A 21311-nucleotide genomic window follows, 5' to 3' on the forward strand; every position below is an offset into this window, starting at 1 on the left:
GAAGGGCTGATCCACTGATGACTGCAACGGTGACGACGACCGCTCCCCTCACCGGGGAACTGATCATCGCCGGGTCCACCGTCCCCGGCACCGGCAAGACGATTCACGGCATCGATCCCTCCACCGGCGCGAGCCTCGAGCCCGCGTATCGACACGGCGCACTGGCCGACGTCGACGCAGCGTGCGCCGCCGCGGAGCAGGCCTTCGACGAGTATCGCTCCACGACGTCCGAGGCACGCGCACAGTTCCTCGATGCGATAGCCGACAACATCGAGGCACTGGGCGAGACGCTGATCGAGCGAGCGGTGGCCGAATCCGGTCTCCCCCTCGGCCGCATCACGGGCGAGGTCGGGCGCACCAGCGGTCAACTCCGCCTGTTCGCCTCGGTGCTGCGCGAGGGCAGCTGGAACGGCGCCCGGATCGACCCGGCCGTGCCGGACCGCACTCCCCTGCCTCGCGCCGACATCCGCCAGCGCATGGTCTCGCTCGGTCCCGTCGTCGTGTTCGGCGCCAGCAACTTCCCGCTGGCGTTCTCCGTCGGCGGCGGTGACACCGCATCGGCTCTGGCCGCGGGCTGCCCCGTCGTCGTCAAGGCACACGACGCCCACCCCGGTACGTCCGAGTACGTGGGGCGCGCCATCACCGAGGCGGCGGCCGCCACCGGAATGCCCGCCGGTGTCTTCTCCCTCGTCTACGGCGACGGACCCACCATCGGGACCGCATTGGTCACCGACCCCCGGATCAAGGCCGTCGGATTCACCGGATCACGTTCGGGTGGAACAGCTCTGGTACGCGCCGCTGCCGGTCGACCCGAACCGATCCCGGTCTACGCCGAGATGAGCTCCATCAATCCCGTCTTTCTCTTTCCCCACGCGCTCGAGACGCGCGCAGCGGACCTCGGCCGTGCGTTCGTCGGTTCGCTGACGCTGGGATCCGGCCAGTTCTGCACCAACCCCGGCCTCGTCATCGCTCAGGACGGCCCCGGCCTGGACGCGTTCGTCGCAGCCGCCGCCGACGCAGTCGCCGAGAGCGCCCCGGCGACCATGCTGACCCCGAACATCGCGGCCAGCTACGGCAAGGGTGTCGAAGCGCTCGGCTCCGCCGCCAGCGAGGTCGCGCGCGGCCGTACGACCGATGCGCCGAACGCCGGCCGCGCAGCGCTCTTCAGCACCGACGCCACGACCTTCCTCGGACAGGACGTGCTGCAGGCGGAGGTCTTCGGCGCATCCGGACTCGTCGTCCGCTGCGCCTCGGCCGAGCAGGTCACCGCGGTGGCTCGCGCGCTCGAAGGCCAGTTGACCGCCACCATCCATGCCGACGCAGCCGACTACGCCGATGCCGGCCGTCTGCTCCACGTCCTCGAGCTCAAAGCCGGACGCATCCTCTTCGACGGATGGCCCACGGGCGTCGAGGTGGGTCACGCCATGGTCCACGGCGGCCCCTACCCGGCGACGTCGGACTCACGGTCGACGTCCGTCGGATCGCTCGCCATCGAGCGCTTCCTCCGACCCGTCGCCTACCAGGACGTTCCCACCGCCCTGCTTCCCAGCGCCATCGCCGACGGCAACCCCGACGGCATCTGGCGCCGCATCGACGGCCAACTCTCCCGCGACTGACCACCCAGTACCTCACTTCCCGCATCACCCGGCCGGCCTCCGGCCTTCCCGCTCCACACCGACCGGCCTCCGGCCTTCCCGCACCCACCCCACTTCTCGTACACCAGGAGATCTCATGCTCGACGGCGTCCTCTTCTTCCCCGTCACCCCCTTCACCGACTCCGGCGAGGTGGATCACACGCTGCTCGCGGAACACATCGCCAAGGGTGTCGACGCCGGCCCCGGCGGCGTGTTCATCGCCTGCGGCACCGGCGAATTCCATGCTCTCGAGACCGTGGAGTTCGGCGAGATCGTCGCCACCGCCGTGCGCACCGTGGCGGGACGGGTTCCCGTCTACGCCGGGGCCGGCGGTTCCGTCGCCCAGGCGAAGATGTTCGCCCGGACCGCTCGCGACAACGGCGCCGACGGTCTCCTGCTGCTGCCGCCGTACCTGGTGACGATGCCGCAAGCAGGCCTCGTCGAGTACACCCGCCAGGTCGCGTCCGAGACCGACCTGCCCGTGATCGTCTACAACCGCAGCAACGCGCGCTACGACGAGGCGTCCGCCGTCGAGGTCGCACACTTCCCCACCGTCGTCGGATTCAAGGACGGCACAGGCGATCTCGATCGTGTGTCACGCATCGTCCGCGCAGTCCAGGATTCCCTCGCTCCCACCGGCAAGGCATTCCAGTTCTTCAACGGCCTCCCCACCGCGGAGGTGTCGCAGCAGGCCTACCGCGCCATCGGCGTCACGCTCTACTCGTCGGCGACGTTCGCCTTCGCTCCCGAGCTCGCCCTGGCGTTCTACACCTCGCTCGAGAACGGCGACGACGACCTGACCGACGCTCTGCTGCGCGACTTCTTCCACCCACTGGTGCGGTTGCGCGACTCGGTCCCCGGCTACGCCGTCTCGCTGATCAAGGCGGGCGTCACGCTGGAAGGTGTTGCCGCCGGCCCTGTTCGCGCTCCCCTCGTCGACGCCGCCCCGGCGGACGTCGAGACGCTTACCGCGATCATCGCCGCGGGCCGCGCCGTTCTCGCCGACGCACTCGCTGCGGACTCGGTCACCAAGGAGGCCGTGCACTCGTGACCGGACGCATCGCCTCTGTCATCGTCACACCGGTCGCGTTCGCCGACCCGCCGCTCCTCAACACCGTCGGTGTCCATCAGCCGTTCGCCCTTCGGGCGATCGTGCAGGTGCGTACCGACGACGGGATCGTCGGTCTCGGTGAGACCTACGCGGACACCGCACATCTCGTGCGGCTGAACGCGGCGGCAGAGGCGATGCGCGGTGTCGACGTCTTCGCGCTGAACGTCCTGCGCACCGTGATCGACGACTGCCTCGCCGGCCTGTCGGTGACGGGCGGTGACGGCGTTGCCGGAATGATCACGACCGCCAGCACCACCGACCGCGTCTTCTCGCCCTTCGAGGTCGCCTGTCTGGACATTCAGGGCAAGACCCTGGGCCGACCCGTGTCGGATCTGCTCGGTGGATCCGTGCGGGACACTGTGCCGTTCAGCGCTTACCTGTTCTACAAGTGGGCAGCGCATCCGGGCGCGGAGGACGACCGGTGGGGTGCCGCACTCGATCCCGACGGGATCGTGCGCCAGGCCCGGACGATGATCGAGCAGTACGGCTTCGGTGCGATCAAGCTGAAGGGTGGGGTGTTCCCACCCGACCAGGAAGTCGCGGCGATGGTCGCGCTACGCGAGGCCTTCCCTCACCTCCCCCTGCGACTCGACCCCAATGCGGCGTGGACCGTCGACACCTCGATCGAGGTGGCGTCGGCTCTGAACGGCGTCGTCCAGTACCTCGAAGATCCGACTCCCGGCCTCGACGGCATGTCCGAGGTCGCCCGCAAGGCCCCGATGCCGTTGGCCACCAACATGTGTGTCGTGGCCTTCGATCAGCTCGAGCCGTCGGTTCGACGTGACTCCGTGGGCGTCGTCCTCTCGGATCACCACTACTGGGGCGGCCTGCAACGGTCGCGTCTGCTGGCAGGTATCTGCGACACGTTCGGACTCGGCCTGTCGATGCATTCGAACTCGCACCTGGGCATCTCTCTCGCCGCGATGGTGCACCTCGCAGGCGCCACGCCGAATCTCACGTACGCCTGCGACACACACTGGCCGTGGAAGACCGAGGACGTCGTGGTCCCGGGCGTTCTGCGCATCGAGAACGGCGCCGTCGCAGTTCCTACCGGGCCGGGACTCGGTATCGAGCTCGACCAGGACGCCCTCGCCGCGTTGCACCAGCAGTACCTCGACTGCGGGATCAGGGATCGTGACGACACCGGCTACCGACAGAGTCTCGAACCCGACTTCGTCAATTCTTCTCCGCGATGGTGACCGGCCGTTCACACGGTCGGCTATCTTGAGCCGATGTTCTCGCTCTCGCGCCTGACGTGCTTCATCGCCGTTGCGGAGGAGCTGCACTTCGGCCGCGCCGCAGAGCGGCTCCACATGACGCAACCGCCGCTGAGCCGACAGATTCAACAGCTCGAAAGCGAGCTCGGCGTCCAACTGATCGACCGGACATCCCGCTCGGTGACACTGACCGCCGCCGGCCTCGCGTTCCTTCCCGACGCCCGCCGCATCGTCCGGCTGGCGGAGAGCGCTGCGCTGACCGTCAAGCGCGTCCCGGAAGGTGACCTGGGAACAGTGGTCATCGGATTCACCGCGGCGTCGGCCCACGCCGTCCTGCCGCGGCTGCTCGCCGACGTCCGCGACACCCTTCCCGACGTCGAACTCGTTCTGCGCGAGATGGTCTCGTCCATCCAGATCGACGCACTGGCCAGCGGTGAGCTCGACCTCGGGCTGGTCCGTCCCACGGTGACCCGTCCCGGAATCACGACGCGGCCCATCCACCGTGAAGCGCTCGTCGCCGCGATCCCCGAGGGTCACGAACTTCTCGACGTCGAACGCCTCGCGGTGACCCACTTCGAGGATCAGCCGGTGATCATGTATTCACCCGTCGACGCCCGGTATTTCCACGAGCTGCTCATCAGCACCTTCACCGTCGCCGGCGTGTCTCCCCGCTACGTGCAGTACGTGACGCAGGTGCACACCATGCTGATGCTGGTGAGTTCCGGGCTGGGGTGCGCGCTGGTTCCGGCGTCGGCACGCACGATGCACACCGAGGGTGTGGTGTTCCGCGAACTCCGATCCAGCACCGAGAAGCCCGTACGGCTCAATGCCGCATGGCGTCACGACGCGACGAACCCCGCCCTGCACCGGGTGCTGGGCGACGTCGCCGCCGTGACGCAGCTCTAGCGGGCGACCTCGACGGGCGGCTTGACCGCCACGACGGGGCAATGCGCGTCGAGAAGCACGCGCTGGGACAGGCTGCCCAGCAACAGCTTTCCGACGGGCGACCGGCGTCGCACTCCGATGACCAGGATCTCGACGTCCGGCTCGTACGACATGTCGACCAGGTTGTCGGCATGCGATCGGCCGGGAACCAGGTCGGCCACGCGCACCGCGATACCGTCGGCACCCGAGTCGGTCCGGGCGGCCATGATCTGCTCGTCCACCGACGACCGGTCGCCGTCGACCACGACGGTCACGTCGGTACCGCGCATGACGGCCTCGCGGAACGCGAACGGCAACGCATTGCGGTCCTCGACGGTGTCCGCGTATCCCACGACGACGCTCATGAGGTCTCCTTCTGTCCGGGCTGGAAGACCGGCGTCACGAGCGTGCCGTCGGCGAGGAACGAGTGAAGATTGTCGAGGGTCAGAGCTTCCATCGCCGCACGTGTCTGCACGGTCGCGCTGCCGATGTGCGGAAGAAGGACGACGTTGTCGAGGCGTCGGAGCGCTTCGGGGACCTCGGGTTCGTGGGCGAACACGTCCAGGCCGGCACCGGCCAGACGCCCGCTCTGCAAGGCGTCCACGAGGGCGTCCTCGTCGACGACGCTGCCGCGCGCGACGTTGACGAGGTATCCGTCGGGGCCCAGCACGTCGATGGTGTCCTTGTCCACCAACTGCTGGGTGTCCGGGCCGCCTGCGGCCGCGACCACCAGAACATCCACTGCCGCAGCGAGTTCGCGGGGCGAGGAGTAGTAGTCGTACGGGCTGCCGTCGACCACGTTTCGATTGTGGTAGCTGATACTGCACCCGAACGCGTCCAGGCGATGCGCGATGGCACCGCCGATCCGGCCCAGGCCCAGAATGCCGACTCGCGAGCCGCTCACCTGGCGCGCGAGCGGGGGCATGGGCTTCGTCGTCCACTCGCCGGCGCGCACGTAGCGGTCCGCCGCGGAGAACCCCCGCATCGTGTCGATGAGCAGCCCCAGCGCGGTGTCCGCGACGGCGTCGGTCAGGACGTCGGGTGTGTTGCTGACACCGATGCCGAGGCGACGAGCCTCGTCGGCGTCCGTGCCGTCGTATCCGACACCGAAATGCACGATCGCTCGCAGACCCGGCAGGAGTCGCATCAGGCCGGCGTCGACACCGACCCGGCCGGACGTGACCACGGCGCGGACCCGGTCGGCGTGCTGCTCGAGGAAGGCGTCGCGGCCGTCGTCCGGCAGAACGAGCGCACCGCCGGCGCTGAGCGCCTCCATCAGAGACGGCTTCAGTCCGCCTACCCGCAGAACATCGGAATAACGCTGCGCGTCAGCCGAACTCGGTGAGCCACCGTCGGTCATGCCGCCTCCTTCGCCAGTGCGCCGACCGTCGGGTGTGACGGCCTTCGTCCGGGTCATCGTATGCCCGGCGACGAATACCGGTCCAACACGCAATTAGCATGGATCAATACTCATCCAGCATTGATATGATCGCCGCGTGTGATGCAGCAGGTCAGAGCCTCGACGCTGTGACACGGACCGCACGGGAAGGCCGTGACGACGTGAAAATCCGCTCTCAACTGCGATTTTGCGGGTCGTCCGCTGTTGACGCTCACCGGCCACCCTCCTACCGTGTGTCTACCGTCACAGGCGGCAACGAACCCGCAACGCCTTTCTCGACCGGCCTCCGGCCTCCACGCCCCAGCGCGCGTCGACAGCCCCGACAGCACGCGCTAGGCAGAGCCCCACTCAGCTTGGAGAATTCATGAGATCCACCCGCGCCACATCTCTGGTGTCGGTGCTCGCTGCGTCGGCATTCCTGACCGGATGCACAGTCGCCAACTCGGACAGCGGCGATGCCGCAAGCCCGGACACCGTCCGGATCGTGCTGCCCCAGGAGCCCCCGACACTCGAGCCGTGCGACGTCTCCCTCACCGCCATCGGTGTGGTCGTGCGCTCCAACATCACCGAGCCCATGATCGAGCGTGACCCCACATCGGGTGACCTCGAACCGAAGCTGGCCACCTCCTGGGAGCGGACGTCCGACACGGAGTGGACCATCCGGTTGCGTGACGACGTCACCTTCAGCGACGGATCCACCTTCGACTCCGAGGACGCCAAGGTGTCCATCGAGCGAGCCGTGAACTCGGACCTGGCCTGCAACGTCGAGGGCTACGTCTTCGGCGACGACGATCTGACCGTCACGGCGCTCGACCCGACCACCGTGACGGTCGCCTCGCCGGCGCCGGACCCCATCCTCCCGCTGCGCCTGTCGTTCATCGAGATGGTGACCAGTGAGGTCGGCGACGCCGAGCGCACCCGTGAACCCATCGGCACCGGCCCCTACCGCATCGATTCGTGGGACTACGGGCAGCGACTGTCCCTGGTGCGCAACGACTCCTACTGGGGAGAGGAGCCCGAGTTCACCCGCGCGGTCTACCAGTGGCGCACCGAGGGTTCCGTGCGCGCAGCCATGGTGACCAACGGCGAGGCCGACATCGCCACCGGCCTCGGCCCCGAGGACGGCGCCGGCGACCTCGGTGTCGCCTTCCCGAACAACGAGACGACGGCACTGCGCATGCAGGCCACGACGCCGCCGCTGGACGACCAGCGTGTGCGGGAAGGCATCAACTACGCCATCAACCGCTCCGGCATCGTCAAGGCGCTGTTCCGCGGAATGGGTTCGCCTGCAGCACAACTGATCGCGGACGGCGTCGTCGGCTATAACGACGAGTTGACGCCGTGGCCGTACGACATGGAGAAGGGCAAGGCGCTGATCGACGAGGCTCGCTCCGACGGTGTTCCCGTCGACACCGAGATCCGCCTCATCGGCCGCACCGGGCAGTTCCCCAAGATCAACGAAACCGTCGAGGTCATCCAGAACGCACTCGCCGGCATCGGCCTGAACGTGAAGATCGAGATGAAGGACACCGCGGCCACCGCGGAGTTCCAGGAACGCCCGTTCCCGAACGTCGGGCCGTACCTGCTGGTGATCCAGCACGGCAACCAGGCAGGCGACGCCGCGTTCACGATGGACCAGTACATGAGGAGCGACGGCTTCCAGAGCTCCTACGGCACAACCGGTTTCGACGAAGGTATCGACGAGGCCGAGGCACTCACGGATGAGCAGCGTCAGGATGCGTTCGCCGGGTTGTTCGCACGCGAACCCGAGGAGATCACGCAGATGGCGTACATCGCCCACATGAACGGTGTGTTGGCCAAGGACCCGCGCATCGACTACACCCCCGATTCCGCCACCGTCGACGAGATGCGACTGGCCGAGATGACTCGGAGTTCCGATGCGACCGACTAGCCCCACCCGCCAGCAGCCCACCTCCGGAAGGGTGTGACCGCCATGTTCGCTTTCCTTCGACGACGCGTCTACACCAGCCTCGTACCCCTGCTGGTCGTCCTGATCGGCGTCTTCTTCCTGGCCCGACTTACCGGCGACCCCACCAGTCTCTACCTGCCGGAGTCGGCCACCCCCGCCCAACGCGAGGCCTTCGCCGCGCAGAACGGCTTCGACCAGTCCGTGTGGACGCAGATGGCCGACTACTTCGGCGGCGTCCTGCATCTCGATTTCGGCGAGTCACTGCGCACCGGTGAAGCCGCGTCGACGATGGCTCTGCGAGCCTTCCCCGCGACGCTGCAGCTCGCGTTCGTGACGATGCTGCTCGCCGTGATCGGTTCCATCGTCATCGGCTGCTGGGCCGCTTACCGTCCCAACTCGATCGCCGATCGCTTCTCGAGTCTGCTGTCGATGACCGCGGCCAGCATCCCGGACTTCTGGTTCGCCATCACCGGCGTCTGGATCTTCGCCGTCGTGCTCGGTGTCCTGCCGACCTCCGGAACCGGCGGCGCCGCCGCCTGGATCCTGCCGATCGCGACCCTGCTGATCCGTCCGCTGGGCGTGCTCACCCAGGTCGTCCGCGGAGCGATGGTGTCCGCCCTGTCCGCACCGTACGTCCGGCTGGCACGGAGCAAGGGCGCCGGCGACCTGCGCGTCGTCACCCATCACGCCCTGCGTAACGCCGCCGCTCCGGCCCTGACCGTCGCCGGTGACCTCACCGTCGGCCTGGTCAACGGCGCGGTCGTGGTCGAGGCCATCTTCGGATGGCCCGGCATCGGAAAGCTGATGATCGACGCGATCCTGCAGCGAGACTTCGCCGTTCTCCAAGCGGCCGTGCTGCTGACGGCCATCAGCATCTTCGTTCTGAACATCGTCATCGACGCGTGCTACGCACTCCTCGACGCACGAGTTCGCGACAAGGCAAAGGTCTGAGGAGGCCGTCATGACACTCGAAGCAAGCAAGGACAGCTCGGGAATCCCGGTTCCTCCGGTGCTCCCCCCGGGCCCCGATCCACAGTCCGCGGCGCCGTCGCGCACCACCACGATGCCGCTGTGGAAATTGCTCCTGCGTGACCGCGTCGCCACCATCGCAGCCGGCATCCTGATCCTGGTGTTCCTCACCGCGATCTTCGGCCCGATGGTCGTCTCCGACGCCGCCACCCGGCAGGACCTCGACCGCTCCAACCTGGCACCGTTCTCGATGAGCACCGGCTTCATGAACATCCTGGGCACCGACCCCCTCGGTCGCAGCATGCTCGCCCGGTTGATCCTCGCGAGCCGCACCACCCTGTCGGTCGCCGTACCCGCCGTGATCCTGTCGGGCATCATCGGCTCCGTCATCGGAATGTGGGCCGGCTACCACCGCGGATGGCGCGAGACCACCGCGATGCGCGTCGCCGACGTCATCATGAGCTTCCCGTCCCTGCTCATGGCCGTGGTCGTGCTCTACGTCTTCTCCCCCAGCGCCGCCAACATCGTGCTGATCCTGACCATCACCCGCATCCCGATCTACCTGCGCACCGCCCGTGCCGAGAGTGCCGAGCTGCGCTCCCGCGTGTTCGTCGACGCGGCCCGCACGTTCGGCGCCGGCAGCGGCGCGGTGATCCGTCGTCACGTCGTACCGATCCTGTTGCCGACGCTGCTCACCGTCGCCACGCTCGACTTCTGCTTCGTGATGCTCGCCGAGTCGTCCCTGAGTTTCCTCGGTATCGGCATCCAGCCGCCCGACATCAGCTGGGGCCTGATGGTCTCGCAGGGCCGCACCTACCTGCAGAGCGCCTGGTGGCTGTCGTTCTTCCCCGGCCTCGCCATCGTCATCACGACGGTGTCCGCGACCGTGCTCGCCGCGTGGGCACGCATCGCCACCGACCCGGCGCAGCGCTGGCGCCTCACCCTCCCGCGTTCGAAGAGAAAGGCACGCCGATGAGTGCTCCCGCTCTCGCCCGCACCGCGCTCGACGTCGACAACCTGACCGTCGAGATCCGCACCCCGTCCGGCACCGTCCGCGCCGTCGACGGAGTCTCCTTCAGCGCGAAACGTGGTCGCACGTTGGCACTGCTGGGAGAGTCCGGCTGCGGCAAGTCGATGACCGCCCAGGCCCTCGTGGGTCTGCTCGAACCCATTGCCGACGTCGTCGACGGAACCGTGATGCTCGGCGACACCGACCTGGTCACGGCCAGCTCCAAGACCCGCCGCCGCATCGCCGCGACCGAGCTCGCCATCGTCTTCCAGGACGCACTGACAGCGCTGAACCCGGTCTACACCGTCGGCACGCAGTTGGCGGAACCGTTCCGCATCCACCGCGGTATGTCCGCCAAAGCGGCTCGCGTCGAAGCGATCTCGTTGATGGAACGCGTGGGCATCCCCGAGCCCGAGTCACGCGCGGACTCCTACCCCCACCAGTTCTCCGGCGGTATGCGGCAGCGTCTGCTCATCGCCATGGCCGTGGCCCTGGGTCCGACGGTGCTTCTGGCCGACGAGCCCACCACCGCCCTCGACGTCACCGTGCAGGCGCAGATCATGTCCCTGCTGCGCGACCTGCGCACCGAGCACGACATGGCCGTCATCCTCATCACGCACGATCTCGCCCTCGTCGCGGAGGAAGCCGACGACGTCGCCGTGATGTACGCGGGAACCGTCGTCGAAACGGGACCCGTCGCCGAGGTGTTCGGCGATCCGAAGCATCCCTACACCAAGGGGCTACTGGACTCCGTGCCCGTCGCCACCGTGCGCGGCGAGCACCTCAAGTCCATCGGCGGCACCCCGCCGGACCTTCACTCCATTCCTAGCGGCTGCGTCTACCAGGCCCGCTGCCCCATCGCTCGCGCCGTCTGTGTCGCGGAGCGTCCCGAACTGCGCTCCGCCGGCGATGTCCGGTGGACCGCATGCCATTTCCCCGAGGAGGTGTCCGGTGTCCGTTACGACGACAGTGGAGAGTGAGGCCGCGGCCACGCAGGCCGCACCGTTGCTCGAGGTCCGTGGAGTGTCCAAGACGTTCGATGTCGCGGCCGGCAGCGGAGGCCACAAGAAGCTGCGCGCACTCGACGGCATCGACCTGACGCTGCGCCGAGGCGAAACACTGGGACTGGTCGGTGAATCCGGCTGCGGCAAGTCCACTCTCGCGCGCACGCTGATGATGCTCGAGCGCCCCGATACGGGCACCGTGTCCTGGGACGGCGTCGACCCGTTCAGTCTCAAGGGCAAGGAGCTGCTGGCGTGGCGTCGGCGGATCCAGATGGTGTTCCAGGACCCGTACGGCTCCCTGAACTCCCGCATGTCGGCCGCCGAGATCATCTCCGAGCCCTGGCATACGCACCGCACGATGTACAAGACCAAGCGCGACCGCGCCGCCCGCGTCCGTGAACTGCTGCACCTGGTCGGACTTCGTCCCAGCGACGAGCACCGCTTCCCGCAGGAGTTCTCCGGTGGTCAGCGCCAGCGACTCGGCATCGCCCGAGCCCTGGCACTCGACCCGAGTGTCGTCGTGTGCGACGAGCCCGTCTCGGCTCTCGACCTCTCGGTCCAGGCGCAGGTACTCAACCTGCTGTCCGACCTGCAGAAGGAACTGGGCATCAGCTACGTCTTCATTTCGCACGACCTGTCGGTGGTGCGGCACGTCGCCGACCGAGTCGCCGTCATGTACCTCGGCCGCATCATCGAAACCGGACCGACAGACGACGTCTTCGACCATCCCACGCACCCGTACACCGAGGCACTGATGTCGGCAGCCCCGACGCTGGATCCCTCGACCCGGCGTTCGCGCATCCTCCTGGAGGGCGAGGTACCGTCGCCTCTGAACCCGCCGTCGGGCTGCCGTTTCCGCACGCGCTGCGCTCACGCGACGGACGTCTGCTCGACGGGCATTCCCCCGACGGTCGGCCGTCTCGGGAACCTGCACATCGCGGAATGCCACCACCCCAGATCGGACGCCTTGCCCGTATGACCGGAATCGAATGGACGATTGTCGGGCTCGCCGTGTTCGTCGCGTCCTGCCTGCAATCGTCCATAGGTTTCGGTATGGGAATGGTCGCGGCACCGATCCTCGCGATCATCGACCCACGGATGGTGCCCGGCACGCTCATCCTGCTGGCCACGGCGCTGACCGCATTGGTCGTTCTGCGCGAGCGGACCAGCCTGGACGTGCGCGGCGCCGGCTGGGCACTGCTCGGTCGCGTACCGGGAGTGATCGCAGGCGCCGCGCTGTTGGTCGTGCTTCCAGATCGCGGCCTGTCGATCATGCTCGGCGCCGTCGTCCTCTTCGGAGTGGTCACCACCTCGATCGGCTGGTCACCGGCACCCCGACGCGGCTCGCTGATGACGGCGGGTGCGGCATCCGGACTGCTCGGAACCGCCACGTCCATCGGTGGACCGCCGATGGCATTGATCTGGAGCGGAAGCACCGGAGCGACACTCCGCAGCACCATGAGCGGCTTCTTCCTCGTCGGCTCGATCATGTCCCTGGCCGCGCTCGGTATTACCGGGTCCCTGTCGGCGCGGTCCTTCGTCGCCTGCGCTCTGCTGCTGCCCGTCGTGGCGCTGGGCTATGTGGCGTCGCGGTGGGTGAATCGGGTGTTGGACAAGCGCCGGCTCCGGCTGGTGTCCATCGTCGTCTCGGCCGGCGGAGCACTCGTTCTACTGGTCGATGCGCTGGTGTGACAGTGCGCCCTGTGCGGTGAGCACCCTTCGTGGTGAGCGCACACCCTCTACGGCCGGCTGCACAGGGTGTGCGCTTCCTGGCGGGGGTGTGCGCTCCATCCGCGCAGCGCCATCTGCGAGTGAGGACCGCTGGGGCCGGCTGGACGAGGTGTGCACCTCACGGCGGGTAGCGCGCTCCTCCGACGCAGCACTCCTTTGCGAGCGCACACCTGCTGTGGTGAGCGCACATCCCCTACGGCCGGCTGCACAGGGTGTGCGCTTCACGGCAGGGGTGTGCGCTCCATCCGCGCAGCGCGCGACCCAGCGGCTGCACCACAGTCCTCGCGAGCGCACACCTGCTGTGGTGAGCGCACACCCGCTACCGCCGGCTGCACTGGGTGCGCACCTCTCGGCAAGTGTGTGCACACTACTTCCAGGCCGCCAAACCGATACCCGCTGAGCATCGCAGCATCCACAAATAGTCTTGGACGGGAATGGATCGCGGGTCTTAACCTTCTTCTGTGAGCACCGCCACCGAAACTCCTCGTACCCGTAGCGCCACGCCTGTCGTCACTGAGATGCGGGTGATTCCCCTCGCCGGCCACGACAGCATGCTGCTCAATCTCAGTGGCGCGCATGCACCGTTCTTCACTCGCAACCTGGTGGTCCTCACCGACTCCGACGGCCGTACCGGTGTCGGTGAGGTACCCGGCGGGGAACCGATCCGGCGTTGCCTCGAGGATGCTCGCTCCCTCGTCGAAAATGCATCGGTGGGTAACTATCACGCGGTCCTCAACTCCATGAGGCATGCGTTCGCCGACCGCGACTCCGGCGGACGCGGTGCCCAGACCTTCGATCTCCGGATCGCGGTGCATGCCGTCACCGCGGTGGAGAGCGCCCTGCTCGATCTTCTCGGTCAACACCTCGGCGTCAGTGTCGCTGCCCTGCTGGGCGACGGCCGCCAGCGCGACAAGGTGCAGGCGCTGGGCTACCTCTTCTTCATCGGCGACCGCACCAAGACCGACCTCGCGTACCGCGCCCCATCGGACGAGAGCAGTTCCGCCGACAACTGGTCCCGCATCCGGCACGAGGAAGCCCTGACGCCCGATGCCGTCGTCGCGTTGGCCGAAGCCGCACAGGCGAAGTACGGGTTCCAGGACTTCAAGCTCAAGGGCGGCGTACTCCCCGCAGCGCAGGAAGCCGACGCGGTCCGTGCGCTCGCGGAACGATTCCCCTCCGCCCGCATCACCCTGGACCCTAATGGCGGATGGCTCCTGAAGGACGCGATCGAGACCTGCCGTGGTCTGCGGGACGTCCTCGCCTACGCGGAGGATCCCGTCGGGCCCGAGGGCGGCTTCTCCGGCCGCGAGGTGATGGCGGAGTTCAAGCGCGCCACAGGCCTTCCGACCGCCACCAACATGATCGCCACCGACTGGCGCGAGATGGGGCACACGATCCGGTCCGGCGCCGTCGACATCCCGCTGGCGGACCCGCACTTCTGGACGATGAACGGATCGGTCCGCGTCGCGCAGCTGTGCGATGCCTGGGGCCTGACGTGGGGGTCGCACTCCAACAACCACTTCGACGTTTCCCTCGCCATGTTCACCCACGTCGCCGCCGCAGCACCGGGTGACATCACGGCAATCGACACACATTGGATCTGGCAGGACGGACAGCGGATCACCACGAATCCGTTCACCATCGACGGTGGTTACCTGACCGTTCCCGAAACACCGGGGCTCGGCGTGGAACTCGACATGGAGCGCGTCGAGGCAGCACGCGAGCTGTACGAACGCGAAGGGTTGGGCGCCCGCGACGACGCCAGGGGAATGCAGTTCCTCATCCCGGACTGGACGTTCGACAGCAAGCGACCGGCCCTGCAGCGCGCATGAAAGTCGTTGTCGCCGATCGGAACCTGCTTCCCTACCGCGAATTCCTGGACAGCGGGACGCCCGACGGCACCGAGCTGTCTTGGCACGAACGCTTCGACGAGGACGCACTGATCGCCGATCTTGCCGATGCCGACATCCACGTGGGCGGCAAGGTCACCGACGCCATGGCGCGAGCCGGCACGCGGCTGCGACTCGTCCAGGTCGTCGGTGCGGGCGTCGACAACGTGGCGCGCGCATCACTTCCGTCGACGACCGTCGTCGCGAACACGTTCCATCACGAGGACTCCATCGCCGAGTACGTCCTCGCCGCAGCGATCCTGCTCCGACGCGGGTTCCTCGATCAGGACCGCGCTCTGCGACAGGGTGTGTGGGCAACCTCCGTCTACGACCAGGCGCTACCCCAACCCCACGCCACTGCCGGCGCGCGGGTGGGTTTCGTCGGTTTCGGCCACATCGGTCAGCGCTCGTGGTCGCTCCTGCGCACCCTCGGATGCATCGGCGCTGCCGTGACAGGACGCGGTGCCGTCGACGCGGTCGCCCATGGCCTGGACTGGGCCGGCTCGACCGACGAGCTCGACAGATTGGCCGACGAGTCCGACATCATGGTCATCTCCGCTCCGCTGACGACTGCGACCAGCGGCATGATCGGTCCTGCAGAGCTGCGCGCACTCGGACCGCAGGGTGTTCTGATCAACGTCGGACGTGGGCCACTGGTGCAGGAACGTCCACTGTACGAAGCACTCTCGTGTGGCGACCTGGGTGCCGCCGCGATCGACGTCTGGTACGACTACCCCGGAGTCGGTGGACAGGGAGCCCCCAGCTCGTACCCGTTCGGGGAACTACCCACCGTGCTCATGACACCGCACTCCTCGGGCATCACCCGTCGCACCTTCGACGGCCGGTCCCGCGACGTTCTCGAGAACATCCGACGCATCGCCGACGGAGTCGATGTGAAGAATCTCGTGTCCTGATTCCGACATCCCGACACGACGAAGGCCGGTGACCACGCGGGTCACCGGCCTTCGTCGGGATGGAGCTAGGAGACGCCCAGCATCTCGTGATCTGCCAGGGCCTCGGTGATCACACGGAGGTGATCGTCGACGCTACCGAGCGTGTGCTCGATGGCCGTGAGACGCGAGAAGTAGTGTCCGACAGGGTATTCGTCGGTCACTCCGATACCGCCGTGCAGCTGGATCGACTCCTGGCCGATCTGCCGGGCGGAGCGCCCGATCTGCAACTTCGCACGCGACGCGACCGTCGGATCGGGGGATCCGTCGGCCAACGACATCGTGGCGTACAGCGCCATGCTGCGTGCCAGTTCGAGCTGCACGTACATGTCCGCTGCGCGGAACGTCAGTGCCTGGAACTTGGCCAGCGGCACGCCGAACTGCTTGCGCTGCTTCAGGTATTCCGTGGTGAGTCGCAGCGACTCCTCCATGGCACCGAGCGCCTCGGCAGCGAGAGCCGCCTGCGCACGGACGTTGGACGCCACGATGGCGGCACTGGCGTCGCCGCCGTCACCGAGCGGTTCGCCCGCGACGTCCGACAACTCGAGCGACGCGCCGCGCAGACCGTCGTGGGTGCGGTAGGTCTTGCGGGTGAGACCCTCGGCATCTGCCGCGACGAGGAACAGGCCCACGCCGCCGCCGGGCAGCGCTGCGCTGATGACGAAGTGATCGGCGCAATCACCGTGCAGCACAGGGTTCTTCACGCCCGACAGTGCCCACGAGCCACCGTCCTCGGTGGCCGACGTCGACACCTCGGCCGCCGGCCAGCGGGTGCCCGGCTCGGAATGCGCGAACGCGAGAAGGGTCTGCCCCTCCGCGACACCGGGCAGGATGCGCTGACGCTGATCGGTCGATCCGACCTCGGTGATGAGACCACCCGGGATCAGCACGCAGTCCAGCAGCGGCTCGGGCGCGAGGCGACGACCGATCTCGGTCATGACCGCGAAGGTCTCGACCGGACCGGCGTCCATGCCGCCGTCGTCCTCCGCGAAACTGAGGCCGAGCAGGCCCAGTTCGGCGAACTGCTTCCAGACCGACTCGGTCCATCCGCGCTCGCTCTCGACCGCGGCCTTACGCTTCTCGTTGTCGTAGCTGCGGGCGAGCACGTCACGCACCGTGTCGCGCAGCAGCTTCTGTTCTTCGTCCAGTTCGAACTGCATGTCGTGCGCTCCTAAAGACCGAGAATGCCGGACGCGATGATGGTGCGCTGCACCTCGTTCGAGCCGCCGTAGATGGATGTCTTGCGAAAGTTGAGGTACGTCGGGGTGGCACGCTGAGCCCACACCGGCGTCGGCGAATCGGTGCCGGCCGAGAAGGGCAGCGAATCGGGCCCTGCCACGTCGGTCAGGATCTCGGTCGCCAGCTGCTGCAGCTCGCTGCCGCGCAACTTCAGCACGGACGATGCCGGGTTCTCCTTACCGGACACGTAGCTCGACACGATGCGGAGCTGCGTCAGCTCCAGCGCCAGTACCTGGTTCTCCAGCTCGGCGAACCGTGCGGCGAACACCGGGTCCTCGAGCAGGGTTCCGGTGCCGACCTTGGTCTCGGCAGCGAGCGCCTTGGCCTGAGCGAGCTTGGTCTTGGTGAACCCGAGGCGCGTGATGCCGGTGCGCTCGTTGCTCAGCAGGAACTTGGCGTAGGTCCAGCCGGCGTTCTCCTCGCCGACCAGGTTCTCGACGGGGACGCGTACGTCCTCGAACCAGACCTCGTTGACCTCGTGGCCGCCGTCGATCAGCTTGATCGGGCGCACCGTGATGCCCGGGGTCTTCATGTCGACCAGGATGAACGAGATACCGGCCTGCTTCTTCGGCGCATCCGGGTTGGTGCGTGCGAGCACGAAGATCCAGTCGGCGTGCTGGCCGAGCGTGGTCCACGTCTTCTGACCGTTGATGACGTACTCGTCGCCGTCCCGAAGAGCGACCGTGCGGAGCGACGCGAGGTCCGATCCCGCCTCGGGCTCGGAGAAGCCCTGGCACCACCAGATGTCGAGGTTCTGGGTGGGCGGAAGGAACTTCTGCTTCTGCTCCTCGCTACCGAACGTCGCGATGACGGGCCCGACCATCGAGATGTTGAAGGCCAGAGGCTCGGGCACCGACGCGAGCTGCAGCTCGTCCAACCAGATGTGGTGCTGCATCGGGGTCCAGTCCTTGCCACCCCATTCGACGGGCCAGTGCGGGCTCGCCATGCCGTGCTTGTTCAGGATCTGCAGCGTCGTGATCATGTCCTCGCGCTCGAGTTCCTCGCCTGCCGCGTTCCGCTCGCGGATATCGGCAGGAATCTCGGTACGGAAGAAAGTCCGCATCTCGTCGCGGAACGCAGCTTCCTCATCGGTGAGTGCCAGGTTCATCTGTGACCTTTCGAAGTCATTCGCTGATTGTTAGCACCGTACTCCCCGGTAACCAGGCTCGGACAGGGGTGCCGTCGACCGATATTCTGATGTCCGACCATGACGGACCACCCCGACTCCGACGCGCGGAACAGCTCTGTCCGAGTGGCCCTCGTGCGTCACGGCGAGACCGACTGGAACATCGACGGGCGTCTTCAGGGATCGTCCGACATCCCGCTCAACGACATCGGCCGACAGCAGGCCCGGGACGCCGGATCCGTGCTCGCAGCCGACGAATGGGACACGTTGGTGAGCTCTCCGCTCTCCCGCGCGGCCGAGACCGCCGACATCATCGGAGACATCATCGGCCTCCCGCGATCGGCGGATCACGACGATCTGGCCGAACGCCACTTCGGCCGCGCCGAGGGAATGACGGGATACGACGCCTGGGCGTACTGGCCGGACGGTCGCTACCCGGGCGCCGAGTCGAGTCACGACCTCGCCGTCCGCGGACGACGCGGGCTGGACCGGTTCGTGGACACTCACCCGGGCGAGTCGGTAATCGCCGTCGCGCACGGGGGAATCATCCGAGCGATCCTTCACACCGTCACCGGCCACCCCGCCCCACGCATCGCGAACGCCGGAATCAGTGTGCTCGTGGGTCAGCGGAGCGGTGACGACGTCGACTGGACGGTCGAGACGATCAATTCGATTCCGGTACGTCGCCGCCGGCGCTGACCGGCAGGTAGGTCTCCACCGGGGCAGGTCTGCCGAACAGGTATCCCTGCGCATACGTACATCCGAGTTCCGCGACGATCAACTCCTGCTCCCTCGTCTCGATGCCCTCGGCGACCGTGCGCATGGACAGGGCCGACGCCATGGCCTCGACCGCCGCGACGATCGACACCGACGCTTCGTCCTCGGTCACACGGCCGATGAAGGACCTGTCGATCTTCAGCACCGAGATCGGGAGGTCGCGCAAACGACCGAGGGACGAGTACCCCACTCCGAAGTCGTCGAGGATCAGGACGATCTCCTGCTCGGCGAGTCGAGCGAGGACACGATGCGCCACCTCCGGATCGGCGATCAGCGCGCTCTCCGTCACTTCGAGGCCGAGAACCGAGCCGTGCAGTCCGTGCGCGGCGAGCAGGCCCGCGACGATGTCGGGTAGCCGCTCGTCGCGTAGTTGCAGGACGGACAGGTTGACCGACATCGTCATTGTCGGGGTCCCCGCGGCTCGGAGCCGTACGAGGTCACCGAGAGCGGTGTCGAGTACCCAGGTGCCGATCTCGGAGATCATGTTCGTCGCCTCGGCGATGGGAATGAACTCGTCGGGACGCACCCACTCGTCCTGCCTGCGCCACCGCAGAAGAGCCTCGTAGACGTAGACGTTGTGCGTGCGCAGCGAGACGATGGGCTGGTAGTACACGGACATCTCGCCGCGGTCGATCGCCCCGCGCAGAGCCGTGCCGAGTTCGACGGCCCTCGTCGCGGCGGTTCGGAGCGACTCGTCGAAGAACGCGTACGACCCCGGCCCGCGGGACTTGGCGTCGTACATGGCGGTGTCCGCCTCGCGGATCAGCTCGTCGGCCGCCTCCCGCTGAGTCCGGCCGGTGTTCGCGGCCCGGCCGGATGTCGCGAGACCGATGCTGACGCTCACGTAGAGCGACGCGACGCTCAACACGAACGGTTGCGAGAACGCCTCGAGCATCCGGGCCGCGAGGCGCTCGGATGTCGGGCGGTCGGACTGCGTCACGACGACGAATTCGTCTCCGGCATATCGGACGACGGAGTCCGCGGCATCGACGACGGACAGGATCCGCCGAGCAGCGGCGGCGATCAGTTCGTCTCCCGCGCGGTGCCCGTAGGAATCGTTGACCATCTTGAAGTTGTCGATGTCGAGGAACAACACCGTCGTCGGATGCCACGGCGCGTAGGGGACCTCGTGCGTCCGGTCGAGGATTCCGGCCAGCATCGACCTGTCCGGCAGACCCGTCAGGGTGTCGTGGGTGGCGTCGTGTCGCGCCGTGTCCTCACTGTGCTGCGCGCGGCTCAGTGCGCGCTCTCCGCGAATGAACAAGCCGACCAGCATCACGGCGAGGAACACCGACCGCACGAGAATGTCCGCGGTCCCCGCACTCGGACCCACCAGCGGAAGAGCCGAGCAGGTGGCCACCAGTGCCACCGCCACGGTCATTCGTTGTCGCGTCAGGGCGGGCGTCACGCCGGCGCTCCGCCCGACTCGGGCCATCGAGGGGTGTTGCGCCGCGGCGGCGAGGAACACGAACGACAGGAGATAGGTCGCGTCGAGGGTCACCATCGGTGCGGTCACGCCGCGCGCCGTGGCGATCGCGTAGCCGAGATCCCCGACGAGGCTGGCCAGCAGACCGACCACCAGAAGCGTCAAGGAGACGTTCACGCGCCGCCTCGACAGCAGCAGGAAGAACGCCATCGTGAACAGGCCCGCGTCGATCGCCGGGAACAACCCGTTGACGACGACGAACGGCACGTCGTCGGTCGACGACAGAGCGGGCGCGATCAGCAGCACCCACGACACGAACGTCATACCGAGGGTCACCAGGAACGCGTCGACGACCGTGGGTAGCGATTTGGCGAGACGCCCACTTCCCGACCACCCGACGATCCCGACGACCACGAGCGCGTACCCGAGCAGAACGAGGAATTCGGGGACCAGCCGCAACGACTCCGGGAAGACGTCGCGCACGTCTCGCAGGGACAGTCCCACGAGGAAGGCTGTCGACGCGCCCACGACGCATCGCCACGAGAAGGTGTCGGCGGGGCTGTTGCGCTTGAGCCCGACCAGCGCCGCGATCATGCACCCGGCGGCGGCGACCGCGAAGACGCCCTGTCGTGCACCGCCGGGGACCGCGAAGTAGGCCGCGAGGACGACCGCGGCGACAGCGAGGGAGAGAAGAAGGTAGGTACCCGGCGACGGTCTGCGCCGAGAGAGTCCGAGGCGTCCGGCGACGCGGGACGGCGGCGAGACAGGCGTCGAGACCATCGACTCGTCCTTCCTCGGCGCTGCGCGACCCTCCCGACCCCTCGCTCAACCTAACCGAGCGCGGGGATACCGACACCATTGTCGCAGGAGAACCGCGGTGTCGGGCCGTTCCGACGGGCCTTCGCCGAGGCCCTGTGGGCCCGATTCGCCGATAACGATGGGATAACGAAGAGACCGATCGCCCCTGAGGATGCGG

Annotated in this window: 18 protein-coding genes; 13 read left to right on the plus strand and 5 right to left on the minus strand. The window is 67.6% G+C overall.

The features are described 5' to 3' along the window. Window positions 1-17: 17 nt before the first annotated feature. The 4 genes from ASG64_RS11145 to ASG64_RS11160 all read left to right on the plus strand — a co-directional run bounded on the left by ASG64_RS11145 (window position 18) and on the right by ASG64_RS11160 (window position 4868). A complete protein-coding gene (locus tag ASG64_RS11145) occupies window positions 18-1616 on the plus strand; it encodes an aldehyde dehydrogenase (NADP(+)) (protein WP_056073619.1) in 1599 nt (532 codons plus the stop codon). Between the two features lie 115 nt (window positions 1617-1731). Then, entirely contained in the window at window positions 1732-2685 is a 954-nt protein-coding gene (locus ASG64_RS11150; RefSeq protein WP_056073621.1) for a 5-dehydro-4-deoxyglucarate dehydratase, read from the plus strand. Beyond that, complete coding sequence (locus ASG64_RS11155; protein WP_056073623.1) at window positions 2682-3944, plus strand: glucarate dehydratase family protein; 1263 nt, start codon at window positions 2682-2684, stop codon at window positions 3942-3944. Before ASG64_RS11150 ends, ASG64_RS11155 begins: the two co-directional genes overlap by 4 nt. Window positions 3945-3977: 33 nt before the next feature. Next, the gene (locus ASG64_RS11160; protein WP_042574856.1) at window positions 3978-4868 is read left to right on the plus strand and encodes a LysR substrate-binding domain-containing protein; all 891 of its coding nucleotides are present in this window, start codon (window positions 3978-3980) and stop codon (window positions 4866-4868) included. Here ASG64_RS11160 and ASG64_RS11165 read toward each other — a convergent pair. Together ASG64_RS11165 and ASG64_RS11170 are read right to left on the minus strand one after the other, a co-directional pair. Then, window positions 4865-5251: a universal stress protein gene (locus ASG64_RS11165; RefSeq protein ID WP_042574857.1), complete on the minus strand. Its 387-nt coding sequence runs from the start codon at window positions 5249-5251 to the stop codon at window positions 4865-4867. The two genes, ASG64_RS11160 and ASG64_RS11165, sit on opposite strands and share 4 nt — an antisense overlap. Then, the gene (locus ASG64_RS11170; RefSeq protein WP_056074326.1) at window positions 5248-6246 is read right to left on the minus strand and encodes a 2-hydroxyacid dehydrogenase; all 999 of its coding nucleotides are present in this window, start codon (window positions 6244-6246) and stop codon (window positions 5248-5250) included. The genes ASG64_RS11165 and ASG64_RS11170 overlap by 4 nt, the downstream gene beginning before the upstream one ends. Before the next feature lie 403 nt (window positions 6247-6649). Here ASG64_RS11170 and ASG64_RS11175 point away from each other — a divergent pair, with 403 nt between their 5' ends. The 8 genes from ASG64_RS11175 (at window position 6650) to ASG64_RS11210 (ending at window position 15731) form a co-directional block, all read left to right on the plus strand. After that, window positions 6650-8197, plus strand: a complete 1548-nt coding sequence (locus tag ASG64_RS11175; RefSeq protein WP_056073624.1) for an ABC transporter substrate-binding protein — start codon at window positions 6650-6652, stop codon at window positions 8195-8197. 42 nt (window positions 8198-8239) lie between these two features. After that, window positions 8240-9166 (plus strand): ABC transporter permease, encoded by a 927-nt coding sequence (locus ASG64_RS11180; protein ID WP_042574903.1) that lies wholly within the window; start codon window positions 8240-8242, stop codon window positions 9164-9166. 10 nt (window positions 9167-9176) lie between these two features. Next, window positions 9177-10160, plus strand: a complete 984-nt coding sequence (locus ASG64_RS11185) for an ABC transporter permease (RefSeq protein WP_082043077.1) — start codon at window positions 9177-9179, stop codon at window positions 10158-10160. Further along, window positions 10157-11173 (plus strand): ABC transporter ATP-binding protein, encoded by a 1017-nt coding sequence (locus tag ASG64_RS11190; RefSeq protein WP_042574859.1) that lies wholly within the window; start codon window positions 10157-10159, stop codon window positions 11171-11173. The genes ASG64_RS11185 and ASG64_RS11190 overlap by 4 nt, the downstream gene beginning before the upstream one ends. Continuing rightward, window positions 11145-12176 (plus strand): ABC transporter ATP-binding protein, encoded by a 1032-nt coding sequence (locus tag ASG64_RS11195; RefSeq protein ID WP_042574860.1) that lies wholly within the window; start codon window positions 11145-11147, stop codon window positions 12174-12176. The genes ASG64_RS11190 and ASG64_RS11195 overlap by 29 nt, the downstream gene beginning before the upstream one ends. After that, window positions 12173-12889: a sulfite exporter TauE/SafE family protein gene (locus ASG64_RS11200; RefSeq protein WP_056073626.1), complete on the plus strand. Its 717-nt coding sequence runs from the start codon at window positions 12173-12175 to the stop codon at window positions 12887-12889. The genes ASG64_RS11195 and ASG64_RS11200 overlap by 4 nt, the downstream gene beginning before the upstream one ends. A gap of 557 nt (window positions 12890-13446) precedes the next feature. Next, entirely contained in the window at window positions 13447-14760 is a 1314-nt protein-coding gene (locus tag ASG64_RS11205) for an enolase C-terminal domain-like protein (protein ID WP_056073628.1), read from the plus strand. Next, window positions 14757-15731 (plus strand): 2-hydroxyacid dehydrogenase, encoded by a 975-nt coding sequence (locus tag ASG64_RS11210; RefSeq protein ID WP_056073630.1) that lies wholly within the window; start codon window positions 14757-14759, stop codon window positions 15729-15731. The genes ASG64_RS11205 and ASG64_RS11210 overlap by 4 nt, the downstream gene beginning before the upstream one ends. Before the next feature lie 65 nt (window positions 15732-15796). Here the strand turns inward: ASG64_RS11210 and ASG64_RS11215 are convergent, their stop codons facing one another. Both ASG64_RS11215 and ASG64_RS11220 read right to left on the minus strand, forming a co-directional pair. Beyond that, window positions 15797-16927, minus strand: coding sequence for an acyl-CoA dehydrogenase family protein (locus ASG64_RS11215; RefSeq protein ID WP_056073632.1), 1131 nt, complete (start codon window positions 16925-16927; stop codon window positions 15797-15799). A gap of 11 nt (window positions 16928-16938) precedes the next feature. Further along, window positions 16939-18114, minus strand: a complete 1176-nt coding sequence (locus ASG64_RS11220; protein ID WP_042574865.1) for an acyl-CoA dehydrogenase family protein — start codon at window positions 18112-18114, stop codon at window positions 16939-16941. 99 nt (window positions 18115-18213) lie between these two features. Here ASG64_RS11220 and ASG64_RS11225 point away from each other — a divergent pair, with 99 nt between their 5' ends. After that, window positions 18214-18831 (plus strand): histidine phosphatase family protein, encoded by a 618-nt coding sequence (locus ASG64_RS11225; RefSeq protein WP_056073634.1) that lies wholly within the window; start codon window positions 18214-18216, stop codon window positions 18829-18831. Here ASG64_RS11225 and ASG64_RS11230 read toward each other — a convergent pair. Next, entirely contained in the window at window positions 18797-21115 is a 2319-nt protein-coding gene (locus tag ASG64_RS11230) for a putative bifunctional diguanylate cyclase/phosphodiesterase (protein ID WP_056073637.1), read from the minus strand. The genes ASG64_RS11225 and ASG64_RS11230 overlap by 35 nt on opposite strands. Window positions 21116-21311: the final 196 nt, after the last annotated feature.

The sequence above is a fragment of the Rhodococcus sp. Leaf247 genome, assembly GCF_001426185.1.
Lineage (GTDB): Bacteria > Actinomycetota > Actinomycetes > Mycobacteriales > Mycobacteriaceae > Rhodococcoides.

Coding starts and splice junctions, on each gene's coding strand:
- ASG64_RS11190 (WP_042574859.1), top strand. CDS start 10,157: ATGAGTGCTCCCGCTCTCGCCCGCACCGCGCTCGACGTCGACAACCTG.
- ASG64_RS11175 (WP_056073624.1), top strand. CDS start 6,650: ATGAGATCCACCCGCGCCACATCTCTGGTGTCGGTGCTCGCTGCGTCG.
- ASG64_RS11145 (WP_056073619.1), top strand. CDS start 18: ATGACTGCAACGGTGACGACGACCGCTCCCCTCACCGGGGAACTGATC.
- ASG64_RS11185 (WP_082043077.1), top strand. CDS start 9,177: ATGACACTCGAAGCAAGCAAGGACAGCTCGGGAATCCCGGTTCCTCCG.
- ASG64_RS11200 (WP_056073626.1), top strand. CDS start 12,173: ATGACCGGAATCGAATGGACGATTGTCGGGCTCGCCGTGTTCGTCGCG.
- ASG64_RS11180 (WP_042574903.1), top strand. CDS start 8,240: ATGTTCGCTTTCCTTCGACGACGCGTCTACACCAGCCTCGTACCCCTG.
- ASG64_RS11165 (WP_042574857.1), bottom strand. CDS start 5,251: ATGAGCGTCGTCGTGGGATACGCGGACACCGTCGAGGACCGCAATGCG.
- ASG64_RS11210 (WP_056073630.1), top strand. CDS start 14,757: ATGAAAGTCGTTGTCGCCGATCGGAACCTGCTTCCCTACCGCGAATTC.
- ASG64_RS11170 (WP_056074326.1), bottom strand. CDS start 6,246: ATGACCGACGGTGGCTCACCGAGTTCGGCTGACGCGCAGCGTTATTCC.
- ASG64_RS11225 (WP_056073634.1), top strand. CDS start 18,214: ATGACGGACCACCCCGACTCCGACGCGCGGAACAGCTCTGTCCGAGTG.
- ASG64_RS11215 (WP_056073632.1), bottom strand. CDS start 16,927: ATGCAGTTCGAACTGGACGAAGAACAGAAGCTGCTGCGCGACACGGTG.
- ASG64_RS11205 (WP_056073628.1), top strand. CDS start 13,447: ATGCGGGTGATTCCCCTCGCCGGCCACGACAGCATGCTGCTCAATCTC.
- ASG64_RS11230 (WP_056073637.1), bottom strand. CDS start 21,115: ATGGTCTCGACGCCTGTCTCGCCGCCGTCCCGCGTCGCCGGACGCCTC.
- ASG64_RS11160 (WP_042574856.1), top strand. CDS start 3,978: ATGTTCTCGCTCTCGCGCCTGACGTGCTTCATCGCCGTTGCGGAGGAG.
- ASG64_RS11150 (WP_056073621.1), top strand. CDS start 1,732: ATGCTCGACGGCGTCCTCTTCTTCCCCGTCACCCCCTTCACCGACTCC.
- ASG64_RS11220 (WP_042574865.1), bottom strand. CDS start 18,114: ATGAACCTGGCACTCACCGATGAGGAAGCTGCGTTCCGCGACGAGATG.